This is a genomic window from Streptomyces sp. NPDC043812, from assembly GCF_056436245.1.
This window is the reverse complement of the sequence record NZ_JBWKCY010000031.1, coordinates 1-23,103: the sequence shown is the minus strand read 5'-3', so window position 1 is coordinate 23,103 and position 23,103 is coordinate 1. Positions and strand designations below refer to the sequence as shown.

General features: G+C 71.3%; 18 protein-coding genes. 17 read left to right on the top strand and 1 reads right to left on the bottom strand.

The window, feature by feature from the left end:
- Positions 1-31 precede the first annotated feature (31 nt).
- The 8 genes from AC067Z_RS32890 to AC067Z_RS32855 all read left to right on the top strand — a co-directional run bounded on the left by AC067Z_RS32890 (position 32) and on the right by AC067Z_RS32855 (position 9,954).
- Positions 32-1,384, top strand: coding sequence for a nitrate/nitrite transporter (locus tag AC067Z_RS32890; RefSeq protein ID WP_478793314.1), 1,353 nt, complete (start codon positions 32-34; stop codon positions 1,382-1,384).
- 135 nt (positions 1,385-1,519) lie between these two features.
- The gene (locus AC067Z_RS32885) at positions 1,520-2,665 is read left to right on the top strand and encodes a uroporphyrinogen-III synthase (protein WP_478793355.1); all 1,146 of its coding nucleotides are present in this window, start codon (positions 1,520-1,522) and stop codon (positions 2,663-2,665) included.
- A gap of 196 nt (positions 2,666-2,861) precedes the next feature.
- Complete coding sequence (locus tag AC067Z_RS32880; protein ID WP_478793313.1) at positions 2,862-3,494, top strand: CGNR zinc finger domain-containing protein; 633 nt, start codon at positions 2,862-2,864, stop codon at positions 3,492-3,494.
- 113 nt (positions 3,495-3,607) lie between these two features.
- Positions 3,608-4,195 (top strand): sigma-70 family RNA polymerase sigma factor, encoded by a 588-nt coding sequence (locus AC067Z_RS32875; protein ID WP_478793312.1) that lies wholly within the window; start codon positions 3,608-3,610, stop codon positions 4,193-4,195.
- Positions 4,192-5,016, top strand: a complete 825-nt coding sequence (locus AC067Z_RS32870; RefSeq protein ID WP_478793311.1) for an anti-sigma factor family protein — start codon at positions 4,192-4,194, stop codon at positions 5,014-5,016. Before AC067Z_RS32875 ends, AC067Z_RS32870 begins: the two co-directional genes overlap by 4 nt.
- 138 nt (positions 5,017-5,154) lie before the next feature.
- Positions 5,155-7,521, top strand: a complete 2,367-nt coding sequence (locus tag AC067Z_RS32865; RefSeq protein WP_478793310.1) for a HelD family protein — start codon at positions 5,155-5,157, stop codon at positions 7,519-7,521.
- A 364-nt stretch (positions 7,522-7,885) separates the two neighbouring features.
- Entirely contained in the window at positions 7,886-9,319 is a 1,434-nt protein-coding gene (locus AC067Z_RS32860) for an NAD-dependent malic enzyme (protein WP_478793309.1), read from the top strand.
- Positions 9,320-9,672: 353 nt separating this feature from the next.
- Complete coding sequence (locus AC067Z_RS32855) at positions 9,673-9,954, top strand: HU family DNA-binding protein (protein WP_004571953.1); 282 nt, start codon at positions 9,673-9,675, stop codon at positions 9,952-9,954.
- Positions 9,955-10,163: 209 nt separating this feature from the next.
- Here the strand turns inward: AC067Z_RS32855 and murA are convergent, their stop codons facing one another.
- A complete protein-coding gene (murA, locus tag AC067Z_RS32850; RefSeq protein WP_478793308.1) occupies positions 10,164-11,504 on the bottom strand; it encodes a UDP-N-acetylglucosamine 1-carboxyvinyltransferase in 1,341 nt (446 codons plus the stop codon).
- 305 nt (positions 11,505-11,809) lie between these two features.
- On the opposite strand from murA, the gene AC067Z_RS32845 reads away from it, so the two are divergent.
- The 9 genes from AC067Z_RS32845 to AC067Z_RS32805 all read left to right on the top strand — a co-directional run bounded on the left by AC067Z_RS32845 (position 11,810) and on the right by AC067Z_RS32805 (position 22,931).
- On the top strand, positions 11,810-12,370 hold the full coding sequence (locus AC067Z_RS32845; RefSeq protein WP_478793307.1) for a YqgE/AlgH family protein: 561 nt from the start codon (positions 11,810-11,812) through the stop codon (positions 12,368-12,370).
- Positions 12,371-12,434: 64 nt separating this feature from the next.
- The gene (locus tag AC067Z_RS32840) at positions 12,435-12,719 is read left to right on the top strand and encodes a DUF3039 domain-containing protein (RefSeq protein WP_215181849.1); all 285 of its coding nucleotides are present in this window, start codon (positions 12,435-12,437) and stop codon (positions 12,717-12,719) included.
- 243 nt (positions 12,720-12,962) lie between these two features.
- Positions 12,963-14,267 (top strand): extracellular solute-binding protein, encoded by a 1,305-nt coding sequence (locus AC067Z_RS32835; RefSeq protein ID WP_478793306.1) that lies wholly within the window; start codon positions 12,963-12,965, stop codon positions 14,265-14,267.
- A gap of 5 nt (positions 14,268-14,272) precedes the next feature.
- Complete coding sequence (locus AC067Z_RS32830; protein ID WP_478793305.1) at positions 14,273-15,337, top strand: carbohydrate ABC transporter permease; 1,065 nt, start codon at positions 14,273-14,275, stop codon at positions 15,335-15,337.
- Positions 15,334-16,185, top strand: coding sequence for a carbohydrate ABC transporter permease (locus tag AC067Z_RS32825; RefSeq protein ID WP_478793304.1), 852 nt, complete (start codon positions 15,334-15,336; stop codon positions 16,183-16,185). The genes AC067Z_RS32830 and AC067Z_RS32825 overlap by 4 nt, the downstream gene beginning before the upstream one ends.
- 33 nt (positions 16,186-16,218) lie before the next feature.
- Positions 16,219-17,859 (top strand): beta-N-acetylhexosaminidase, encoded by a 1,641-nt coding sequence (locus AC067Z_RS32820; protein WP_478793303.1) that lies wholly within the window; start codon positions 16,219-16,221, stop codon positions 17,857-17,859.
- A 247-nt stretch (positions 17,860-18,106) separates the two neighbouring features.
- Complete coding sequence (locus tag AC067Z_RS32815) at positions 18,107-19,003, top strand: FAD binding domain-containing protein (protein WP_478793302.1); 897 nt, start codon at positions 18,107-18,109, stop codon at positions 19,001-19,003.
- Positions 19,000-20,619: a (2Fe-2S)-binding protein gene (locus AC067Z_RS32810; protein WP_478793301.1), complete on the top strand. Its 1,620-nt coding sequence runs from the start codon at positions 19,000-19,002 to the stop codon at positions 20,617-20,619. Before AC067Z_RS32815 ends, AC067Z_RS32810 begins: the two co-directional genes overlap by 4 nt.
- A complete protein-coding gene (locus AC067Z_RS32805) occupies positions 20,616-22,931 on the top strand; it encodes a xanthine dehydrogenase family protein molybdopterin-binding subunit (RefSeq protein ID WP_478793300.1) in 2,316 nt (771 codons plus the stop codon). Before AC067Z_RS32810 ends, AC067Z_RS32805 begins: the two co-directional genes overlap by 4 nt.
- Positions 22,932-23,103: the final 172 nt, after the last annotated feature.

Below are 23,103 nucleotides of genomic sequence, written 5' to 3'. Positions count from 1 at the left end.
CCCCACGACCAGACACAGGTGGAGGCGCGCGATGGCAGGCCGGTGGATTGAACAGTGGGACCCAGAGGACGAGACCTTCTGGCAGGACAAGGGGGAGCGGATCGCCCGGCGCAATCTCGCCTTCTCCGTACTGAGTGAGCACATCGGGTTCTCCGTCTGGACGCTGTGGTCCGTGATGGTCCTCTTCATGGGGCCCGAGTACGGCATCGACCCGGCCGGCAAGTTCTTCCTGATCGGGACCGCGACCCTGGTGGGTGCCGTGATCCGGGTGCCGTACACCTTCGCCGTCGCCCGGTTCGGCGGCCGCAACTGGACCATCTTCAGCGCACTGCTGCTGCTCGTGCCGACCGGTGCCGCGTACGCGGTGATGGAGCCCGGCACCTCCTACACGACGTTCCTCGCGGTCGCCGCACTCACCGGTGTGGGCGGCGGAAACTTCGCGTCGTCCATGACCAACATCAACGCCTTCTTCCCGCTGCGGAAGAAGGGCTGGGCCCTCGGCCTGAACGCGGGCGGCGGCAACATCGGCGTCCCCGTCATCCAGCTCGTCGCCCTGCTGGTCATCGGCACGGCGGGGGCCGCCCACCCCAGGCTCGTGCTCGGCATCTACATGCCGCTGATCATCGTGGCCGCGCTCTGCGCCGCCCTGTGGATGGACAACCTCGCACCGGTCAAGAACGACACCGGTGCCGCGAAGGACGCCGCCAGGGACGGACACACCTGGATCATGGCGTTCCTCTACATCGGCACCTTCGGCTCCTTCATCGGCTACAGCTTCGCCTTCGGCCTCGTCCTCCAGACACAGTTCGGACGGACCCCGCTGCAGGCCGCGTCGCTGACCTTCATCGGCCCCCTCCTCGGCTCGCTGATCCGCCCTCTCGGCGGTCTGCTCGCCGACCGCTTCGGCGGTGCCCGGATCACCCTGTGGAACTTCGCCGGTATGGCCGTCGCCACCGGTGTCGTCATCGCCGCTTCCGTCCAGAAGTCCCTGGGCGTCTTCCTCGTCGGCTTCATCGCGCTCTTCGTCCTCAGCGGACTCGGCAACGGCTCGACGTACAAGATGATCCCCGGCATCTTCCAGAACAAGGCGCTGTCGCTGGGCATGACCGGTGAGACCGCTGCCGCCTACGGGCGCAGGCTCTCCGGCGCCTCGATGGGACTCATCGGAGCCGTCGGCGCGCTCGGCGGACTGGCGATCAACCTCGCCTTCCGCCAGTCCTTCCAGACCGCGGGCACAGGCACCGCCGCCTTCGTCGCCTTCCTGGTCTTCTACGCCGTGTGCTCCGTGGTCACGTGGGCGGTATACCTTCGCCGGCCCGTCACGGTCCCGGTCCGTACCGCACAGACCGAAACGGAGCCCGAGCCCGTCTACGCGAGGGTGTGAACGGGCGGAGTACGTAACGACGGCGAAATATGAGCGATCCGGGCCTGTCACGCGCTTTTGACAGGCTCGGTCGCCCGTTCACAGTCCAATGGGGTACAGCCGCCCAATGGGGCACATCCAGTGGGGACGACCGATATGCACGACCACGGCCAACCGCACGGCCCCCTCGCGGGCTTCACCGTCGGTGTCACCGCAGCCCGCCGCGCCGACGAGCTCGGGGCACTGCTGCGCCGGCGCGGTGCCGCCGTGGTGCACGCCCCCGCGCTGCGCATCGTGCCGCTTGCGGACGACGCCGAGCTGCTGGCGGCCACCAAGGAGCTGATCGACCACGCGCCGGACGTGGTGGTCGCCACGACCGCCATCGGCTTCCGAGGCTGGGTGGAGGCCGCCGACGGCTGGGGCTTCGGCGAGCAGCTGCTCACCCGGCTGCGCGGCGTGGAACTGCTGGCGCGCGGACCCAAGGTGAAGGGCGCCATCCGCGCCGCCGGGCTCACCGAGGAGTGGTCCCCGGCCTCCGAGTCGATGGCGGAGGTCCTGGACCGGCTGTTGGGGGAGGGCGTCGCAGGCCGCCGTATCGCGCTGCAGCTGCACGGTGAGCCGCTGCCCGGATTCGTCGAGTCGCTGCGGGCCGCGGGCGCCGACGTCGTCCTCGTGCCCGTCTATCGCTGGATGGAGCCCGAGGACCTCGCCCCGCTCGACCGGCTGCTCGACGCGTCGCTCTCCCGCGGCCTCGACGCCATCACCTTCACCAGCGCCCCGGCCGCCGCGTCCCTGCTCTCGAGGGCCGAGAGCCGCGGGGTGCTGCCCGAGTTGCTGCACGCCCTCGACCACGACGTCCTGGCCGCCTGCGTGGGTCCCGTCACGGCTCTGCCGCTGCAGTCCGCCGGGGTCAACACCGTCCAGCCCGAACGCTTCCGCCTCGGCCCGCTCGTCCAACTGCTCGGCACCGAACTCCCCTCCCGCGCCCGTACGCTGCCCATCGCCGGCCGGCGCGTCGAGATCCGCGGCCACGCCGTCCTCGTCGACGACGAACTGCGGCCCGTGCCGCCCGCCGGCATGGCGCTGCTGCGCGCCCTGTCGGCACGCCCCGGCTGGGTCGTCTCCCGTGCGGAGCTGCTGCGGGCGCTGCCGGGCTCGGGCACGGACGAGCACGCCGTCGAGACGGCGATGGCCCGGCTGCGCACCGCCCTGGGCGCGCCCAAGCTGATCCAGACCGTGGTCAAACGCGGCTACCGGCTCGCCCTGGACCCGGCGGCCGACGCCAAGTACGCGGGCACCTGAGCGTGCTGCCGACGGCGCGCCGGTCGTGGTCGCACGGGGCCCTGCCGGCGCCCCGACCATCGTCGTCGGGCGGCGCCCGCGCAGCCGCGGGCGGGGTGCGCCCCGGCCACAGGTGCTCCGCGGTCTTCCGGCCGCACGCGTCGGCGGGCACTCTGGTGGGGACACCCGGCGGTGAACCCGAGGCGGTGACAGGGGCATGGCAGCGGCAGGCACGCGCGTGGGCCCGGAGGTTCCCACGGCGAGGCCAGGAGGAGAGTGGCGGTTCGACTCCGGGCGGATCTGCCTGGACCTGCTGGCGACCGCGGAGGAACCCGTCCCGACGGCCGGGCCCGGGGGTGAACCGCTCGCCGGCCCCGGGCGGTTGGGCAGCTGGCTGGTCGGCGCGGGACTGATCCCTGCCGGGACCTGTCTGACCGGCATCGACGCCACCTGGGTCGCCGGATTCGTCGAACTCCGCGACTGCATGGACCGGCTGGTGCGCACCGAACCCGAAGCGCGCCCCGCCGAGCACGCGTTGGAGATCGTCAACGCCTTCGCCGGGGGCGCGACGCCGGGCATCAGAGCCGTACGCGCCGAAGGCGGGGTGCTCGTGCGGGCCCTGTGCGCGGCTCCCGAGCGGGCGGCACTGCTCGCGGCCGTCGCGCGCGACGCGGTCGAGCTGCTCACCGATCCCGTCGCCCTGTCCCGGCTGCGCCAGTGCGAGGGGGACAGCTGCCGCCGCGTGTACCTGGACACCTCGCGCGGCCGCCGCCGGCGCTGGTGCTCCAGCGAAGTGTGCGGCAATCGCGAGCGCGTGGCGCGTCACCGGAGGCGGTCCGCCGCACTCTGAAAAAGATCTTGAAACTTTTTCCCTCCCGCGTTGAGTGATCCACCGGCGGCGCCCGTAGTGAAGGGGGACAGACAGCCAGCCGTGAAAAACAGGGTCTCGACCGGGAGGTTCAGGTGCGCAAGGATGCCGCCGTGGCCGATGACCGTCCGCAACGGGCCCGCCATCGCAGTGAGAAGCCACGCATCGACACCTCTGTGCCCGACGAGGACCTGATGCGTGCGCTCTACCGTGAACATGCAGGACCGTTGCTCGCCTATGTACTGCGTCTCGTCGCCGGCGATCGCCAGCGCGCCGAGGACGTGGTTCAGGAGACGCTCATCCGTGCCTGGAAGAATGCTGGTCAGCTCAACCGGGCGACCGGTTCTGTCCGACCCTGGCTGGTGACGGTCGCCCGGCGCATCGTCATCGACGGTCACCGCAGCCGGCAGGCCCGGCCGCAGGAGGTCGACCCGTCGCCGCTGGAGGTCATGCCCGCGGAGGACGAGATCGACAAGGCGTTGTGGCTGATGACGCTCTCAGATGCGCTCGATGATTTGACGCCCGCCCACAGGGAAGTTCTTGTCGAGACGTATTTCAAGGGACGCACGGTCAATGAGGCGGCCGAAACGCTCGGCATACCCAGCGGGACCGTGCGGTCCCGAGTGTTCTACGCGCTCCGTTCCATGAAGCTCGCACTCGAGGAGAGGGGGGTCTCGGCATGACCATGTACGAGCAGGAGTCCGTACACGACGCCGTCGGGGCGTATGTGCTCGGCGTGCTCGACGAAGCGGACGCCTCCGCCTTCGAGGCGCATCTGGCCGGCTGCGACATCTGCGCCGCCCATCTCGAGGAGTTCTCGGGGATGGAGCCGATGCTGGCAATGCTGGCGCAGGCCCCGGCTCCGGCACCGCCGAGCAATGTGCACAGCCTGCCCGGCATGCCCGGACGACAGCTCCCGCCACCGACGGCGGTCCCCGTCGTGCCGACGTCCCCGAGCCCCCGGGTGCTCGGCGGTCTGCTGAACGAGGTGGCGGCCAAGCGTGCCGCCAAGCGTCGGCGCGGCATGTACATGATTGCCGCAGCAGCGGCCCTGATCATTGGGGGCCCGGCGGTCGCGGTCGTCGTCACGTCCGACGAGAACCCGAACACGCTCCAGGCCGCCGAACCGCACCCGACCAGTCCGGCCGAGGACGCCTTCTTCAACCACATGGACGAGAAGGTGCAGGCCACGGACGCGACGACCAAGGTCAGCGCGTCCATCGGCATGGAGAAGAAGGGCTGGGGCACCCACACGGTCCTGGAGCTGAAGAACGTCAAGGGCCCGCTGAAGTGCAACCTCATCGCCGTCTCCAAGACGGGTGAGGAGGAGGTCGTGACCTCCTGGGCCGTTCCGAAGTGGGGATACGGCATCCCCGGCAGCTCGCACCCGATCGGGAAGAACCCGCTGTACGTGCACGGCGGCTCGGCGATGGACCGCAACGACATCGACCACTTCGAGGTGCGCACCTTCGACGGCAAGCGGCTCGTCGAGGTGAATGCCTAGGCATTCGTCCGGCGCTCAGGACAACGGCCGTGGGCCGGGACACAGTGCTGTCCCGGCCCACGGCCCGTACAGGTGCAATGTCCGCCCCCCTTGGCGTACGGTTGACGGCTGCCCAGTGCACGTCAGAAGGGGGCCTCGGTGGCCGCGCAGGATGCCGCTGATTCCGTTGTCGATTCCGTGGTCGGATCGAGCGCCGATTCGGTGCGAGACCGCGAGATCGCCGTCGAGCAGATTCACCTGGACCAGGTGTACCGCCGACTCGAGGAGAAGATCCACGAGGCGGAGTTCCTGATGAACGACGCCGCCCAGCGCGGCCAGGTGGGCACCCCCGGTGCCCTCGCCGAGCGGGACGCCCAGGTCTTCCGCGCGGGTGTGCACCTCAACCGGCTCAACAACGAGTTCGAGGACTTCCTCTTCGGCCGGATCGACCTGCTGTACGGCAAGGACGGCGAGAAGGGTCCCGACGGCGCGTACACCTCCGTCGAGCCCGCCGACGACGCCGTGCGGCCCGACAGCACGGCCGACATCGGCGAGACCCTGCACATCGGCCGGATCGGTGTCCTCGACGCCGACTACGCGCCCCTGGTCATCGACTGGCGTGCCCCGGCCGCCGCGCCGTTCTACCGCTCGACGCCCGTCGACCCCGGCCGGGTCGTGCGCCGCCGCGTCATCCGCTCCAAGGGGCGCAAGGTCCTCGGCGTCGAGGACGACCTGATGCGCCCGGAGCTGACCGCCACCCTCGGTGGCGCGACGCTGCCCGTCGTCGGCGACGGCGCGCTCATGGCGGCGCTCGGGCAGGCCCGCAGCCACACCATGCGCGACATCGTCGCCTCCATCCAGGCCGAGCAGGACCTCGTCATCCGGGCGCCCGCCGCCTCGGTGACCTACGTCGAGGGCGGACCGGGCACCGGCAAGACGGCGGTGGCCCTGCACCGGGCCGCGTATCTGCTGTACCAGGACCGGCGCCGGTACGCGGGCGGCATTCTCATCGTCTCGCCGACGCCGCTGCTCGTCGCCTACACCGAGGGAGTGCTGCCCTCGCTCGGCGAGGAGGGGCAGGTCGCCATCCGCGCGGTCGGCTCACTCGTCGACGGCGCCGAGGCGACGGCGTACGACGAACCGGCCGTGGCCCGCATCAAGGGCTCGTCGCGGATGCTGAAGGTGCTGCGCAAGGCCGCGAGGGGAGCGCTGGACCAGCCCCCGGCGCCCGCCGGCGGACAGCTCGCACTCGGCGAGGAACCGCCGAACCCCCGGGCGACCCCCACCCGGCTGCGGGTCGTCGCCTTCGGGCGGCGCCTGGAGCTGGAGGCTGAGGAACTCCAGCGCATCCGCAACAACGTCCTCGGCGGCACCACGCCCGTCAACCTGCTGCGCCCGCGTGCCCGGCGCCTGCTGCTCGACGCCCTGTACGCGAAGTCCGGATCCGCCGGCCGCCACGCGGACCCCGAACTGGCCGCCGAGCTGCGGTCGTCCTTCGACGAGGACGTCTCGGGCGAGGACAGCTTCCTCGTGTTCCTGGACGCCTGGTGGCCGGAGCTGACCCCGCGCGGTGTGCTGTCGGCGATGGCCGACGAGCGGAGGCTCGGCCGCTGGGCGCGCCGCATCCTCAACCCCGGCGAGGTGCGCAGGCTCGCCCGCTCGCTGCGCCGCGAGGCGCTGTCCGTGCACGACGTGGCGCTGCTCGACGAGCTGGCCACCCTGCTCGGCACGCCCGCGCGCCCGCGCAGGCGGCGCGAGCTCGACCCGCTGGACCAGCTCACCGGTCTCGAGGAGCTGATGCCGCAGCGCGAGGAGACGCAGCGCGAGCGTGCGGAAAGACTGGCGGCCGAACGGACCGAGTACACGCACGTCATCGTCGACGAGGCGCAGGACCTCACCCCCATGCAGTGGCGGATGGTCGGCCGCCGCGGCCGGCACGCCACCTGGACCGTCGTCGGCGACCCCGCGCAGTCCTCGTGGTCGTCCCCGGACGAGGCGGCGGAGGCCCGCGACGAGGCTCTGGGCACCCGTCCGCGCCGCCGGTTCGAGCTGACGGTGAACTACCGCAACCCGGCGGAGATCGCCGAGCTGGCCTCGAAGGTGCTCGCCCTCGCCATGCCCGGGATGCAGGCGCCGTCGGCGGTCCGCTCGACGGGCGTGCGGCCCCGGTTCGCCGTCGTTCCGGGCGGCGACCTGGCAGGGAGCGTACGGGCGGAGGCCGCGCGGCTGCTGGAGACGGTGGACGGCACGGTGGGTGTCGTGGTCGCCATGAACCGCCGCGAGCAGGCGGCGCGCTGGCTGGCGGGACTCGGGGAGCGCGTGGTGGCGCTCGGCTCGTTGGAGGCCAAGGGACTGGAGTACGACGCCACGGTGGTCGTCTCCCCGGCCGAGATCGCCGACGAGAGCCCGGCCGGACTGCGGGTGCTGTACGTGGCGCTCACCCGCGCCACGCAGCAGCTCACGGTCGTCTCGGACGTCCGCGACCAGCCGGACGGGGACGGGGTGCCGGACCTGTTGCGGGACTGACGACACGTCAACGGGACGCATGGGAATCACTTCCCGGGGTGGTGCGTTAGCCTGGGTGTGGCACCGGCTCGATCCAAGCCCCCGGGCCCAACCTTCGTCGCTACGAGCGACCACTTGCCGCGAGGCGAGCATGGCGGGTCGGTGCCACTTGATCTTGAGGAGAAGAGGCCCGGATCACCGTATCGGTGATCCGGGCCTCTTCTGTTTCCCTGCAACTTCTCGTATGGTGGAAAACAGTTTCCGAAAACTAAATGACCGCATTACCTGCTACCGGCAGGTAGGTGTCACCATCGGAAGGCGCTGCCGGGCCCCGGCCCCTGGCGCCGCGTAGCAACGAAGCTAGGGAAAGCAGAGGAACCCGGTCATGGCAACGGCGCCCAGCGTCTCGTACTCGATGACGGTCAGGCTGGAGGTGCCCGCGAGCGGAACCGCGGTCTCCCAGCTCACCACGGCCGTGGAATCCTCCGGCGGTTCCGTCACCGGCCTGGACGTCACCGCGTCCGGCCACGAGAAGCTGCGGATCGACGTCACGATCGCCGCCAGCTCCACGACGCACGCCGACGAGATCGTCGAGGGCCTTCGCGACATCGAGGGCGTCGTCCTCGGCAAGGTCTCCGACCGTACGTTCCTGATGCACCTCGGCGGCAAGATCGAGATGCAGTCCAAGCATCCCATCCGCAACCGTGACGACCTCTCGATGATCTACACCCCCGGTGTGGCCCGCGTCTGCATGGCGATCGCCGAGAACCCCGAGGACGCCCGCCGCCTCACCATCAAGCGCAACTCCGTTGCAGTGGTGACGGACGGCTCCGCCGTCCTCGGCCTCGGCAACATCGGCCCCAAGGCCGCCCTGCCCGTCATGGAGGGCAAGGCGGCCCTCTTCAAGCGCTTCGCCGGCATCGACGCCTGGCCGCTGTGCCTGGACACCCAGGACACCGACGCCATCGTCGAGATCGTCAAGGCGATCGCCCCCGGCTTCGCCGGCATCAATCTCGAGGACATCTCGGCGCCCCGTTGCTTCGAGATCGAGGCCCGGCTGCGCGAAGCGCTGGACATCCCCGTCTTCCACGACGACCAGCACGGCACCGCGATCGTCGTGCTCGCCTCGCTGACCAACGCCCTGCGCGTGGTCGACAAGGCCATCGGTGACGTGCGGGTCGTCATGTCCGGCGCCGGCGCCGCGGGTACGGCAATCCTGAAGCTGCTCATCGCCGCGGGCGTCAAGCATGCCGTCGTCGCCGACATCCACGGCGTCGTGCACGCGGGCCGCGAGGACCTGGTGGACGCCACGCCCGACTCGCCGCTGCGCTGGATCGCCGACAACACCAACCCCGAGGGCGTCACCGGCACGCTCAAGGAAGCGGTCGTCGACGCGGACGTGTTCATCGGTGTCTCGGCTCCCAACGTGCTCGGCGCGGAGGATGTCGCGGCCATGGCGGACGGCGCGATCGTCTTCGCTCTCGCGAATCCGGACCCCGAGGTCGACCCGGCAATCGCCCGCCAGACGGCGGCAGTTGTGGCCACGGGGCGCTCGGACTTCCCGAACCAGATCAACAACGTGCTCGTGTTCCCCGGCGTGTTCCGCGGTTTGCTGGACGCCCAGTCCCGCACCGTCAACACGGAGATGATGCTCGCGGCCGCCGCCGCGCTCGCGGATGTCGTCACCGAGGACGAGCTCAACCCGAACTACATCATCCCGTCGGTCTTCAACGACAAGGTCGCGGGCGCCGTCGCGGGCGCCGTACGGGACGCCGCGAAGGCCGCCGGCGCCGCTGTGACAGGCCCCACGTCCGCCTGACATACGGCGCGTCGCGAGTCGCGGCGCCCCAAACCCCCCTTTAGGGTGGCGGACCATGAGCCCGTGGCCGCACTCAGGCCGCGGCCCGGCCGCTCCAATGAGTCTCAAGGGAATCGACGGAACGTCACCACGACGAGGCAGTGGCGCTTTTCGTGTGACCCCGGAGGGTGCCGGATTGGCTTTCCCGCCGCTGGTGGGGGCAGGATGCTTCCCCGAGGACCTGCGTCCTGGGGGGACCCCCGCGGGCGCGGAGGGGTCTGACAGCAGACCCGGGTCCGGGGACTGTCCGAGGGCCCTGGCAGCATCGGCTTCGATCCAAGCCTCACAGGCAAGAAGAACACGGGAGTAACGAAATGAACCGCAGTGAGCTGGTGGCCGCGCTGGCCGACCGCGCCGAGGTGACCCGCAAGGACGCCGACGCCGTTCTGGCCGCTCTCGCCGAGACCGTCGGCGAGGTCGTCGCCAAGGGCGACGAGAAGGTCACCATCCCCGGCTTCCTGACCTTCGAGCGCACCCACCGTGCCGCTCGCACCGCTCGTAACCCGCAGACCGGCGACCCGATCCAGATCCCGGCCGGCTACAGCGTGAAGGTCTCCGCGGGCTCGAAGCTCAAGGAAGCCGCCAAGGGCAAGTAAGGCCCCGGCAGCACGAAGGGCGGTCACCCGGCAGGGTGACCGCCCTTCGTCACGTCTGCGCGCCGTGCAGGCCCCTTCCCGGGGGCGGTGGGCGCTGAGCGGGAGTCCCTGAGCCGGGCTCCGCCCCGGGCCGCCGGAGGGACAGGACCGCCCACGTACGCCGACGGCCCCCGCGGGAAACCCGCGGGGGCCGTCGGCGTGAGGCGTCGTCAGACGATCGGACCGCCCGGCAGTTCCACCTTCGCGCCCAGCTTCTCGAGCTTCTCCATGAAGTTCTCGTAGCCGCGGTTGATCAGGTCGATCCCGTGCACCCGGCTCGTCCCCTGCGCCGCCAGCGCCGCGATCAGGTACGAGAAGCCGCCGCGCAGGTCCGGGATGACCAGGTCCGCGCCCTGGAGCTTCGTCGGGCCCGACACGACCGCCGAGTGCAGGAAGTTGCGCTGGCCGAAGCGGCAGTGCGAGCCGCCCAGGCACTCGCGGTAGAGCTGGATGTGCGCGCCCATCTGGTTCAGTGCGGACGTGAAGCCGAGCCGTGACTCGTACACCGTCTCGTGGACGATGGACAGGCCCGTCGCCTGGGTCAGGGCGACGACCAGCGGCTGCTGCCAGTCGGTCTGGAAGCCGGGGTGGACGTCCGTCTCCAGCGCGATGGACTTCAGGCGGCCGCCCGGGTGCCAGAAGCGGATGCCCTCGTCGTCGATCTCGAAGGCACCGCCGACCCGGCGGTAGGTGTTGAGGAACGTCATCATCGAGCGCTGCTGCGCACCGCGGACGTAGATGTTGCCCTCGGTCGCCAGTGCCGCCGACGCCCAGGACGCCGCCTCCAGGCGGTCGGGGAGGGCCCGGTGGGTGTAGCCGCCGAGCTTGTCGACGCCGGTGATCCGGATCGTCCGGTCGGTGTCCATGGAGATGATCGCGCCCATTTTCTGCAGGACGCAGATCAGGTCCTCGATCTCCGGCTCGACCGCGGCGTTGGTCAGCTCGGTGACGCCCTCGGCGAGCACGGCCGTCAGCAGCACCTGCTCCGTGGAGCCGACGGACGGGTACGGCAGACGGATCTTGGTGCCGCGCAGCCGCTGCGGGGCCTCCAGGTACTGGCCGTCCGCGCGCTTCTCGATCGTCGCGCCGAACTGGCGCAGCACCTCGAAGTGGAAGTCGATCGGCCGGCCGCCGATGTCGCAGCCGCCGAGACCGGGGATGAACGCGTGCCCCAGACGGTGCAGCAGCGGGCCGCAGAACAGGATCGGAATGCGCGAGGAACCCGCGTGGGCATCGATGTCGGCGACGTTGGCGCTCTCGACGTGCGACGGGTCGAGGACCAGCTCGCCCGGTTCCTCGCCGGGGCGGACCGTCACGCCGTGCAGCTGCAGCAGTCCGCGGACGACTCTCACATCGCGGATGTCGGGCACGTTGCGCAGCCGGCTCGGCTCGCTGCCGAGCAGGGCGGCGACCATCGCCTTGGGCACGAGGTTCTTCGCGCCGCGGACGCGGATCTCGCCCTCGAGCGGGGTGCCGCCGTGGACAAGCAGTACATCGTCAGTGCCGGTCATGAAACTCGCGTTCCGGAGGGGGCCCCTGGGGGCACCTCCCGGACTGAGTCCGGGGGAGGAGCGAGGGGGGCCGTCGGACGGGGGGCCAGGGAAAAGGGTAAGGGGCGAGAGGCCCTGCGTTGTATGGGCCGGGGGGCCCCAGGAACGTAATGAATTGGGCACAACACGTTCCGTTCGCCACCGCTCGCGCACCGTCACCGCCCCGCCGCGTGCGCGCCCTGGCGCCGGGCGTGCTCCGACCTGCGCCCACTCACACTGTGCGGCTCCGCCCCCGCGGAGGGCGAAGATGCGGGATCATGTCTCGCATGACCGAGGTGTCCTCGCTCACAGGGCGGCTGCTCGTCGCCACACCCGCCCTCGCGGACCCGAACTTCGACCGCGCGGTGGTCCTGCTGCTCGATCACGACGACGAGGGCTCGCTCGGCGTGGTGCTCAACAGGCCGACGCCCGTGGGTGTCGGGGACATCCTGGAACCCTGGGCCTTTTTGACGGGGGAGCCGGGGGTCGTCTTCCAGGGCGGCCCCGTCTCGCTCGACTCGGCCCTCGGTGTCGCCGTGATCCCCGGCGACGAGGGGCCACTCGGCTGGCGGCGTGTGTACGGGGCGATCGGACTGGTCGATCTGGAAGCGCCGCCGGAGCTGCTGGGCGCGGCCCTCGGCTCGCTGCGGATCTTCGCCGGGTACGCCGGCTGGGGGCCCGGCCAGCTGGAGACCGAGCTGGACGACGGCGCCTGGTACGTGGTGGAGTCCGAGCCGGGCGACGTGTCCTCGCCGCAGCCGGAGATGCTCTGGCGTGCGGTCCTGCGGCGCCAGCGCAACGAACTGGCCATGTTCGCGACGTATCCGGACGATCCGAGCCTCAACTGACGGCACGCCCGCCCGGCGGGGTCTCGCTCCCGTACCGGTGCGCGCGTGAGTACCCTTGGAGCTCATGAGCACTCTTGAGCCCGAGCGTGGGACAGGCACCGGGACCCTCGTAGAGCCGACACCGCAGGTGTCGCACGGCGACGGCGACCACGAGCGCTTCGCCCATTACGTCCAGAAGGACAAGATCATGGCGAGTGCCCTCGACGGCACTCCGGTGGTGGCACTGTGCGGAAAGGTCTGGGTGCCGGGGCGCGACCCCAAGAAGTACCCGGTCTGTCCGATGTGCAAGGAGATCTACGAGTCCATGGGCTCGGGTGGTGACAAGGGCAAGGACGGCGACAAGAAGTAACGCTCGGCCGTACCGCTCGCAGACTCGACGGCCCCCGGCGCGCACCCACGTGCGCGCCCCGGGGGCCGTTTTCGTGTGTCCGGGCCCTCTGGCGTTGCACGGGGTGCAGCTGCCGGTCACAGAGTGGTTGAGACCTCTTGTCCGGCTGTTCGGCCGCCTCTAGCCTCCTGCGTGTTGTGCATTACGAAACGCCCGTTGCGCATGCTGCAACACCGATGCTTGCCGATTCGTAGGGGACACCGCATGAAGCTCATCGCCAAACTCGCCGCGCCGGCCGCCGCCCTGGCTCTGGCGGGTCTCACCGCCACCGCCTGCGCCCCCCAGACCTCCGACAACAGCGCCGAGCAGGACGACAAGAGCGGCACCCTGCGGGTCTGGCTCTTCCAGGAGGTCAACAACAAGCCCAAGGAGCAGGTCGTCGACGCCGCGGTCGCCGCCTTCGAGAAGGCGCACAAGGGCGCGCAGGTCGAGGTCGAGTACATACCCGTCGAGACCCGCGCCCAGCGCATCAAGGCCGCCTTCAACGACCCGAAGAGCGCCCCCGACGTGATCGAGTACGGCAACACCGACACCGCGGGCTATGTCAAGGACGGCGGACTGGCCGACGTCAGCGCCGAGTTCGGCGCGTGGGACGAGGCCGCGGACACCGACCCCACGGCCAAGGAGTCCGTCACCGTCGACGGGAAGATCTACGGCGCGCCACTGTTCGTCGGCGTCCGCGCGCTCTACTACCGCACCGACGTCTTCGAGGACCTCGGCATCCGGCCGCCCAAGACCCAGGACGAGCTGATCGCGACCGCCAAGAAGATCCGCAAGGAGAAGCCGGACCTCTACGGGCTCGCCGTCGGCGGCGCCTACACCTACGGTGCGATGCCCTTCATCTGGGCCAACGGCGGCGAACTCGCCGAGGAGAGCGGCGGCTCCTACCGATCCGCCATCGACAGCGCCGCCGCCCGGAAGGGCATCAAGGCCTACACGTCCCTGTTCGGGGACGACAACTGCCCGGCCGCCAAGTGCGCCTCCATGGGAGGCAATGCCACCGTCACCGCGTTCGCCTCCGGCAAGGCGGCCATGGCGATCGGCGGCGACTTCAGCCACCAGGCCGTCGAGGCGGGATCGGTCAAGGGCAAGTACGCGGTCGTGCCGCTGCCCGGTCTGAAGGCGGGCGAGATCGCGCCGGCCTTCGCCGGTGGCAACAACATCGGTGTGCTCAAGAGCAGTTCGCACCGCACCCTGGCCGTGGACCTGATGAAGCAGTTCGCGGGCAAGGAGACCCAGGCGAAACTGTTCGACGCGATGGGCTTCCTGCCGACGTACGCCGATGTGCGTGACGAGGCCGCGAAGAAGGACCCGTTCGTCGAGCCGTTCATCGAGACGCTCGGCGCGGGAGCCAAGTTCGTGCCCGCCTCCCCGGCCTGGGGCCAGATCGACGCCTCCCTGGTCCTGCCCACGATGTTCCAGGAGATCGTCAGCGGCAAGAAGGACGTGGCGGCGGCCTCGGGCGACGCGGCGAAGAAGATGGACACCGCATTCGCCGACGCGGGCTGACGCCGATGACGCACCCTACGAACGGCACGACTCGGCGGACCGGGACCCCCACGGCCCCGGCTGCCGACGCGGCCGGTGCGACGGCGCCGGCAGCGCCGGGCACACAGGGCCGGACACGCTTGCGCGGCTCCGCACCGGGCCCCGCCCCCCGGTCCACGGCGAGGCCGGGGTCGCCCGCGCGCACACGCCGGGCGCGGCACAGGGGCTGGACCCCCTGGCTGTACCTCGCCCCCGCGCTGGTGGTGCTCGCCGCACTGCTCGTGTACCCGATCTACCAACTCGGTCTCATCTCGTTCCTCGAATACACACAGGCCCAGGTCTCCGGCGGCGAGCCGACCAGCTTCCAGGGCATCGGGAACTACCGCACGCTCCTCGCCGACAGCCAGTTCTGGCAGGTGCTGCTCGCGACCGTGCTCTTCGCGGCCGCCTGCGTCCTTGCCACGCTCGCCGTCGGCTGCGCGCTGGCCGTCCTGCTCACCCGGATCCGGGCGCTGCCGCGGCTCGCCCTGATGATGGCCGCTCTCGGCGCCTGGGCGACCCCCGCGATCACCGGCTCCACGGTGTGGGTCTTCCTCTTCGACCCCGACTTCGGCCCGGTCAACAGGCTGCTGGGGCTGGGCGACTTCTCCTGGACGTACGGGCGCTTCAGCGCGTTCGCGCTCGTCCTCTTCGAGGTCGTCTGGTGCTCGTTCCCGTTCGTGATGGTGACGGTCTACGCGGGCATCAGGGCGATCCCGGGGGAGGTGCTGGAGGCCGCCGCGCTGGACGGTGCCTCGCAGTGGCGCATCTGGCGTTCCGTCATGGCGCCGATGCTGCGGCCCATTCTCGTGGTGGTCACGATCCAGTCGATCATCTGGGACTTCAAGGTCTTCACGCAGATCTACGTGATGACGAACGGCGGAGGAATCGCCGGACAGAACCTCGTGCTCAACGTGTACGCGTACCAGAAGGCGTTCGCGTCCTCGCAGTACAGCCTGGGATCGGCGATCGGCGTGGTCATGCTGCTGATTCTGCTGGCGGTCACGCTCGTGTACCTGCGACTGCTGCGACGCCAGGGAGAAGAGATATGAGCCTCGGCACAAGCTCTTTGCGGATTCGTCGGCCGGGGCGGCTCGCCGCGGAGGCGGCGGCGCTGGTGATCGCCGCCGTCGTGGCCTTTCCGCTGTACTGGATGGTCCTTTCGGCCTTCAAACCGGCCGGTGAGATCCAGTCCACCGAGGCCAGGCCGTGGACGCTCGCCCCCTCCTTGGACTCCTTCCGGCGTGTCTTCCAACAGGAGGAATTCGGACGGTATTTCCTCAACAGTCTGATCGTCGCCGGCACGGTCGTCGTCGCGTCGGCGCTGATCGCCTTTCTGGCGGCGACAGCGGTGACGCGATTCCGCTTCCGCTTCCGCACGACGCTGCTGATCATGTTCCTCGTCGCGCAGATGGTGCCGATCGAGGCGCTGACCATCCCGCTGTTCTTTCTGATGCGCGACTTCGGCCAGTTGAACACCCTCGGCTCGCTGATCCTGCCGCACATCGCCTTCTCCCTGCCGTTCGCGATCTGGATGCTGCGCGGATTCGTGAAGGCGGTCCCGGAAGCACTGGAGGAGGCGGCGTACATCGACGGCGCGAGCCGCACCCGATTCCTGTGGCAGATCCTCTTTCCCCTGGTCTTCCCGGGGCTGGTGGCGACCAGCGTCTTCTCGTTCATCTCGTCGTGGAACGACTTCCTGTTCGCCAAGTCCTTCCTCATCAGCGACACCTCGCAGTCGACGCTGCCGATGGCACTGCTGGTCTTCTTCAAACCCGACGAGAACGACTGGGGCGGAATCATGGCGGCGTCGACCGTGATGACCGTGCCCGTGCTCGTCTTCTTCGTCCTCGTACAGCGGCGCCTGGTCTCGGGACTGGGCGGCGCGGTCAAGGACTGACGGTGGGGGCACGCCCCCTGAAAGGCTGACGGCATGACAGACCTGATTCCCGCGCCCCGCCGTACGGCGTGGGCGCCCCCCGCGCCCGGTTGGCGCGCGCTCGACCAGGAGACGCTGCTCGACGCGCGCCCCGGCACGGAAGGCACCGCACGATGGCTGCGGGCGGTCCTCGGAGCAGCCACCGGACTGCCCCTCCCCGCCGGTGACGCCGGCGACAACCGCATCGTCCTGAGCATCGACCCCCAACTGGCGGCGGAGGGCTACCGTCTCGTGGTCGACGGGTCCGCCGTCCGTCTCGAGGGAGGCAGCGCCGCCGGGGTGTTCTGGGGGGCGCAGACGCTGCGGCAACTGCTCGGACCCGATGCCTACCGCAGGGCGCCGCTCGCACCGGGCCGGGAATGGGATCTCCCCATGGTCACGGTGGAGGACAGCCCCCGCTTCGCCTGGCGCGGCATGATGCTCGACGTCTCACGGCACTTCATGGCCAAGGACGACGTCCTGCGCTACCTCGATCTGCTCGCCGCGCACAAGCTCAACGTCTTCCACTTCCACCTCACCGACGACCAGGGCTGGCGCATCGAGATCGAACGCCACCCGAGGCTCACCGAGGTGGGCGCCTGGCGGGCGCGTACCAAATACGGGCACCGCGCCTCGCCGTTGTGGGACGAGAAGCCGCACGGGGGCCACTACACCAAGGACGACATCCGCGAGATCGTCGCCTATGCCGCCGAGCGGCACATCACCGTCGTCCCCGAGATCGACATCCCCGGGCACTCGCAGGCTGCCATCGCCGCGTATCCGGAGCTGGGCAACACCGATGTCATCGACACGACCTCCCTGACGGTCTGGGACAACTGGGGCATCAGCAAGAACGTACTCGCACCCACTGACAACACCCTGCGCTTCTACGAAGGCGTGCTGGAGGAGGTCCTCGAACTCTTCCCGTCCGACTTCGTGCACATCGGCGGCGACGAGTGCGCCAAGGACCAGTGGCGGGCCTCGCCGGCCGTCCAGGCCCGTATCGAGGAGCTCGGGCTCGCCGACGAGGACGCTCTCCAGGCATGGTTCATCGGGCACTTCGACCGCTGGCTCGCCGATCGCGGCCGCCGGCTCATCGGCTGGGACGAGATCCTCGAAGGCGGTCTCGCGCCCGGCGCGGCCGTCTCCTCGTGGCGCGGCTACCGGGGCGGCATCGCCGCCGCCGAGGCCGGGCACGACGTCGTCATGTGCCCGGAGCAGCAGGTGTATCTGGACCACCGCCAGGCGGCCGGTGACGACGAGCCGATGCCCATCGGATATGTCCGCACCCTGGAGGACGTCTACCGATTCGAGCCCGTACCGCCCTCGTTGACACCGGAGGCGGCCGCGCATGTCATCGGCACCCAGGCCAACGTCTGGACCGAGGTCATGCAGGACCGTTCCCGCGTGGACTACCAGGTCTTCCCGCGCCTCGCGGCCTTCGCCGAGGTCGCCTGGTCCGACCTCCCCGCCCCCGCGGAACGCGACTTCGCCGGATTCGAGCGCCGCATGGCCGCCCACTACGCGCGGCTGGACGCCCTCGGTGTCGACTACCGGCCCCCCGGCGGCCCGCGGCCCTGGCAGCGCCGGCCCGCCCCGGACGGAATGGCGGGCAGCCTCGGCCGCCCGATCGAGGGCGCGCCGCCAGTCGTCTGAGCCCGGTCCCGCGGAGGCTTCCCCTGCCTGTTCCCTGCCTCCGCGGGACGACGGCGACACGTGTGATGAACGAGATGCGAAAGCGAACTATCGCCCTGAAACCGGACTTGCGGGGCGAAGTGGCCCTTCGTGGACCCTCTCGGCGGTCGGCTCGGAAGATGTGCCAGAGTTGCCACGTCCGGCCTGTGAGCACGTACGGTACGGCAACACAGGCGGGACAGCCGGGACACCGGGAAGGGGCAGCTGGGTGACCACGCACGCACCGCAGACGGCACAGTCGGTGACGCTGCCGGGCTCGCTCGACGAGGCCGTGGCGGCGCTCACCGCCATGCCTGCCGCCGTGCCCGTCGCCGGCGGCACCGACCTCATGGCCGCCGTCAACAAGGGTCAGCTCCGCCCCGCAGGTCTTGTCGGCCTCGGCCGCATCAGCGAGATCCGCGGCTGGCGCTACCAGGACGGCCACGCGCTCCTCGGCGCCGGCCTCACCCACGCCCGGATGGGCCGCCCCGACTTCGCGGCCCTCATTCCCGCCCTGGCGGCCTCCGCACGCGCGGCAGGACCGCCCCAGATCCGTAACGCGGGCACCCTCGGCGGCAACATCGCCACCGCGGCGCCCACCGGGGACAGCCTGCCCGTCCTCGCCGCCCTCGAAGCCGACCTGGTCGTCGCGGGGCCCGACGGCGCGCGCCGCGAGATTCCCGTCTCGCACCTGCTCGCCGGCCGGGACATGCTCGGCCCCGCCGAACTCATCGGCTTCGTGCGGGTCCCGCTCCTGCACGCCCCGCAGGTGTTCCTCAAGGCCACCGGCCGCACCGGCCCCGGCCGCGCCACCGCATCCGTCGCCGTGGTCCTCGACCCCGCGCGGCGCGGGGTGCGCTGCGCGGTCGGCGCCATCGCGCCGATGCCGCTGCGCCCGCTGGAGGCGGAGCGGTGGATCGCGTCGCTGATCGACTGGGACGGCGAGCGCGGGCTCACCGGCGAGGCACTGGCTGCCTTCGGCGAATACGTGGCGGCGGCATGCATTCCCGACCCGGTCCCGGCGGCTCCGGGCGAGGAGCAGGAGGTGCTGCCGCCGGCCGTACTGCATCTGCGGCGCACCGTCGCCGCGCTGGCCCGACGGGCACTGGGGAGGGCGCTGTCGTGAGCAACGAGGACCACCAGCAGGGGCGGCACCCCGAGCCGCCGGACCACGAGGGCCGTCGCGGCCACGGCGACCGCCCGGACCTGCCCGACTCGTTCGTGCAGGGCGGGTCGTACGGGTACCCGCAGGACTTCCAGGACGGGTCGCAGCAGGACTACGCCGACCACGGCCAGGGGTACGGGCAGGGCGGGCAGGAGTACGGCGGCTGGCAGCCGACCCAGGGCTCGGACTACGACGGCGAGTCCACGACATTCCTTCAGCTGCCGCCCGAATTGTCGCTGGACGCCGCGCCGCTGGAGGCGCCCGGTCACGGCTACGTGCCCCCGATGATCGTGCCGCTGACCCCGCTCTCGCCCTCCGCGGAGACCCAGCCCGGCCCCGGGGCGACCGGGAGCTGGGCGGTGCAGCAGCCGCAGGCCGAGGCGGACGGGCAGTCCGCCGCCGGGCATCCCGCGGCCGACGGATCCGCGGTGCCTCCGCCCGTGCGGTGGCCCGAACCCGGTGAACGGGCGGCCGACCCCCAGGCGACGGGGCAGTGGGCGTTCCCCGAGGAGCCCGGTCCCGCGGCGTCCGCCGCATCCGCGCAGGAGATGACCGGGCAGTGGTCGATCCCGATCGCCGACGGCGACCTTCCGGAAGAATCGGGCGAGTTCGCGCGTTCCGAGCGTCCCGTGGCGGACTCCCCGTGGGCCGCCGCGGACGCCCCGGCGACGCTTCCGGGCGGTGCGCCCGCCCCCTGGGCGACGCTGCCGGGCGGCGCCGCCGCGCCGTGGGCCCAGCAGGGCGAGGAGGCCCCGGCGGGCGCCGTGGAGCCCGACGCTCCGGAGGCCGCCGGAGCCGAGGCGCCCGAGCCCTCGGCACCCGATCCCGATGCGTCCGGGTCCGCCGCGCCGGAGTCCGACACTCCGGAGCCGGGCGCCGCGCAGGACCATGCCTCCGGGACCCACCCCGACGACGCTCCCGACGAAGCCTCGGCGGACCGGGCGCCCGCGGGCAACGACGAGCACCCGCCCACCTCGTACGTCCTGCGCGTCAACGGCACCGAACGCCCGGTGTCCGACGCGTGGATCGGCGAGTCGCTCCTGTACGTGCTCCGTGAGCGCCTCGGCCTGGCCGGGGCCAAGGACGGCTGCTCCCAGGGCGAGTGCGGCGCCTGCAACGTCCAGGTGGACGGCAGGCTCGTCGCGTCCTGTCTCGTTCCCGCGGCGACGGCCGCCGGGACCGAGGTGCGTACGGTCGAGGGCCTTGCGCGCGACGGCGAACCGTCGGACGTGCAGCGGGCGCTGGCCGGCTGCGGCGCCGTTCAGTGCGGCTTCTGCATCCCCGGCATGGCCATGACCGTCCACGACCTGCTGGAGGGCAACCACGCCCCCACCGAGCTGGAGACGCGGCAGGCCCTGTGCGGCAATCTCTGCCGCTGCTCGGGCTACCGGGGCGTGCTCGACGCCGTAGGGGAGGTGGTCGCCGAACGTGCCGCGAGCGCGGCTGCCGCCACCGCGGGCGACGAAGCGCACGCCGCAGGGCCGGGGGCAGCGCACGACGAGGTCCGCATCCCGCACCAGGCGCCGCCCGGCGCGGGTAGTGTGCAGGCCCACCCGCACGACGGAGGCATGGCGTGAGCAACGACGCGGCCACCACTGCGACGACGCAGGCGGTCGACGGCCCCCGGCCGGAACAGCCCCCGCGCGGAATCGGAGCGTCCCTCCCCGCGGCAGGCACCCGTGCCAAGACCGAGGGCACCTTCCCGTACGCCTCCGACCTGTGGGCCGAGGGCCTGCTGTGGGCGGCGCTGCTGCGCTCGCCGCACCCCCACGCGCGCATCGTGTCCATCGACACCTCCGCCGCGTCCGAGATGCCGGGCGTACGAGCCGTGATCACTCACGAGGACATCCCGGGCGACGCGGCCTACGGCAGGCGCATCGCCGACCGGCCGGTGTTCGCGTCCGAGATCGTCCGCCACCACGGCGAGGCGATCGCCGCGGTCGCCGCCGACCATCCGGACACGGCACGCCTCGCGGCGGCCGCGATCGCCGTCGAGTACGAGATCCTCGAACCGGTCACCGACCCCGAGAAGGCATTCGCCGCCGAGCCGCTGCACCCCGACGGCAACCTCATCCGCCACATCCCGCTGCGCTACGGCGACCCGGACGTCACCGGCGAGATCGTCGTCGAGGGGCTGTACCGCATCGGCCGCCAGGACCCCGCGCCCATCGGCGCGGAGGCTGGCCTGGCCGTACCGCGGCCGGACGGCGGCGTCGAGCTGTACATGGCGTCCACCGACCCGCACGCCGACCGTGCCCTCGCCGCGGCCTGCTTCGGCCTGGAGCAGGAACGGGTCAAGGTCGTCGTCACCGGCGTGCCGGGCGCGACGGGCGACCGCGAGGACCCGGGATTCCAGCTCCCGCTGGGGCTGCTCGCCCTGCGGACCGGCTGCCCCGTCAAGCTCACGGCCACCCGCGAGGAGTCCTTCCTCGGGCACGCGCACCGTCACCCCACCCTGCTGCGCTACCGCCACCACGCGGACGCCGAGGGGCACTTGGTCAAGGTCGAGGCCCAACTGCTGCTCGACGCGGGCGCGTACGCCGACGCCTCCTCGGAATCGCTGGCGGCCGCGGTCGCGTTCGCCTGCGGCCCCTACGTCGTCCCGCACGCCTTCATCGAGGGCTGGGCGGTGCGCACCAACAACCCGCCGTCGGGCCATGTCCGCGGCGAGGGGGCGATGCAGGTCTGCGCCGCGTACGAGGCGCAGATGGACAAACTGGCCGCCAGGCTCGGCGTGGACCCCGTCGAACTCCGGCTGCGCAACGCCCTGGCGACCGGCGACATCCTCCCCACCGGCCAGACGGTCACCTGCCCCGCGCCGGTGGCCGAACTCCTCCAGGCGGTACGGGACTTCCCCCTGCCCTCCCTGCCCAAGGACACCCCCGAGGGCGACTGGCTCCTGCCGGGCGGCCCGGAGGGCGCCGGGGAGCCGGGCGCGGTACGCCGCGGCGTCGGCTACGCGCTGGGCATGGTGCACATGCTCGGGGCCGAGGGAACGGACGAGGTCTCGACGGCCACGGTCAAGGTCCACGACGGCATAGCGACCGTCATCTGCGCCGCGGTGGAGACCGGGTCCGGGTTCTCCACCCTCGCGCGCCAGATCGTCCAGGAGACGCTGGGTGTCGAAGAGGTCCGTGTGGCCGCGGTCGACACCGACCAGCCCCCCGCGGGCCCGGCCGCCCACGGCCGCCACACCTGGGTGTCCGGCGGCGCGGTGGAACGGGCCGCGAAGATGGTGCGCACGCAGCTGCTCCAGCCGCTGGCCCACAAGTTCGGCATGTCCACGGAACTGCTCCAGATCACGGACGGCAAGATCACGTCGTACGACGGAGTGCTGTCGACGACGGTGACGGAGGCGATGGACGGCAAGGAACTGTGGGCGACGGCCCAGTGCCGCCCGCACCCCACCGAGCCGCTGGACGAGTCCGGCCAGGGCGACGCGTTCGTGGGCCTGGCGTTCTGCGCGATCCGCGCGGTGGTGGACGTCGACATCGAACTCGGCTCGGTCCGCGTGGTGGAGATGGCGGTGGCCCAGGACGTCGGACGCGTTCTGAACCCGGCCCAGTTGGCGGCGCGTATCGAGGCGGGCGTCACCCAGGGCGTCGGCGCGGCGCTGACGGAGAACCTCCGCACGGCCCGCGGCCTGATCCGCCGCCCGGACCTGACGGGCTACGCGCTCCCGACGGCCCTCGACGCCCCTGACATCCGCATCGTCAAACTGGTCGAGGAACGCGACGTGGTGGCCCCGTTCGGCGCGAAGCCGGTGAGCGCGGTCCCGGTGGTGACGTCCCCGGCGGCGGTGGCCTCGGCGGTCCGCGCGGCAACGGGCCGGCCGGTCAACCGCCTGCCGATCAGGCCACAGGCGGCGGTGGGGGCGGCAACCGCATAGCGTGGCGCCCCTTCGCCGCCGCCGGGCCCCCGTGAACCGGGGCCCCAGGGCCTCTCGTTCGGATCGGGCCTGATCCGCCGGACAGGACCTAGTGACCTGAGTCGGAGATTCGTCGTTGGTCTGGTGTGACTGATGCGAGTCGTCCTGGGCCGAAGATCCCACCGGTGGTGCT

What these genes read in the sequence shown, in the direction of transcription:
- AC067Z_RS32825 (WP_478793304.1), top strand. Translation starts at nt 15,334, where the DNA reads ATGAGCCTCGGCACAAGCTCTTTGCGGATTCGTCGGCCGGGGCGGCTC.
- AC067Z_RS32880 (WP_478793313.1), top strand. Translation starts at nt 2,862, where the DNA reads ATGGCAGCGGCAGGCACGCGCGTGGGCCCGGAGGTTCCCACGGCGAGG.
- AC067Z_RS32830 (WP_478793305.1), top strand. Translation starts at nt 14,273, where the DNA reads ATGACGCACCCTACGAACGGCACGACTCGGCGGACCGGGACCCCCACG.
- AC067Z_RS32820 (WP_478793303.1), top strand. Translation starts at nt 16,219, where the DNA reads ATGACAGACCTGATTCCCGCGCCCCGCCGTACGGCGTGGGCGCCCCCC.
- AC067Z_RS32870 (WP_478793311.1), top strand. Translation starts at nt 4,192, where the DNA reads ATGACCATGTACGAGCAGGAGTCCGTACACGACGCCGTCGGGGCGTAT.
- AC067Z_RS32840 (WP_215181849.1), top strand. Translation starts at nt 12,435, where the DNA reads ATGAGCACTCTTGAGCCCGAGCGTGGGACAGGCACCGGGACCCTCGTA.
- AC067Z_RS32855 (WP_004571953.1), top strand. Translation starts at nt 9,673, where the DNA reads ATGAACCGCAGTGAGCTGGTGGCCGCGCTGGCCGACCGCGCCGAGGTG.
- AC067Z_RS32845 (WP_478793307.1), top strand. Translation starts at nt 11,810, where the DNA reads ATGACCGAGGTGTCCTCGCTCACAGGGCGGCTGCTCGTCGCCACACCC.
- AC067Z_RS32890 (WP_478793314.1), top strand. Translation starts at nt 32, where the DNA reads ATGGCAGGCCGGTGGATTGAACAGTGGGACCCAGAGGACGAGACCTTC.
- AC067Z_RS32860 (WP_478793309.1), top strand. Translation starts at nt 7,886, where the DNA reads ATGGCAACGGCGCCCAGCGTCTCGTACTCGATGACGGTCAGGCTGGAG.
- murA (WP_478793308.1), bottom strand. Translation starts at nt 11,504, where the DNA reads ATGACCGGCACTGACGATGTACTGCTTGTCCACGGCGGCACCCCGCTC.
- AC067Z_RS32835 (WP_478793306.1), top strand. Translation starts at nt 12,963, where the DNA reads ATGAAGCTCATCGCCAAACTCGCCGCGCCGGCCGCCGCCCTGGCTCTG.
- AC067Z_RS32885 (WP_478793355.1), top strand. Translation starts at nt 1,520, where the DNA reads ATGCACGACCACGGCCAACCGCACGGCCCCCTCGCGGGCTTCACCGTC.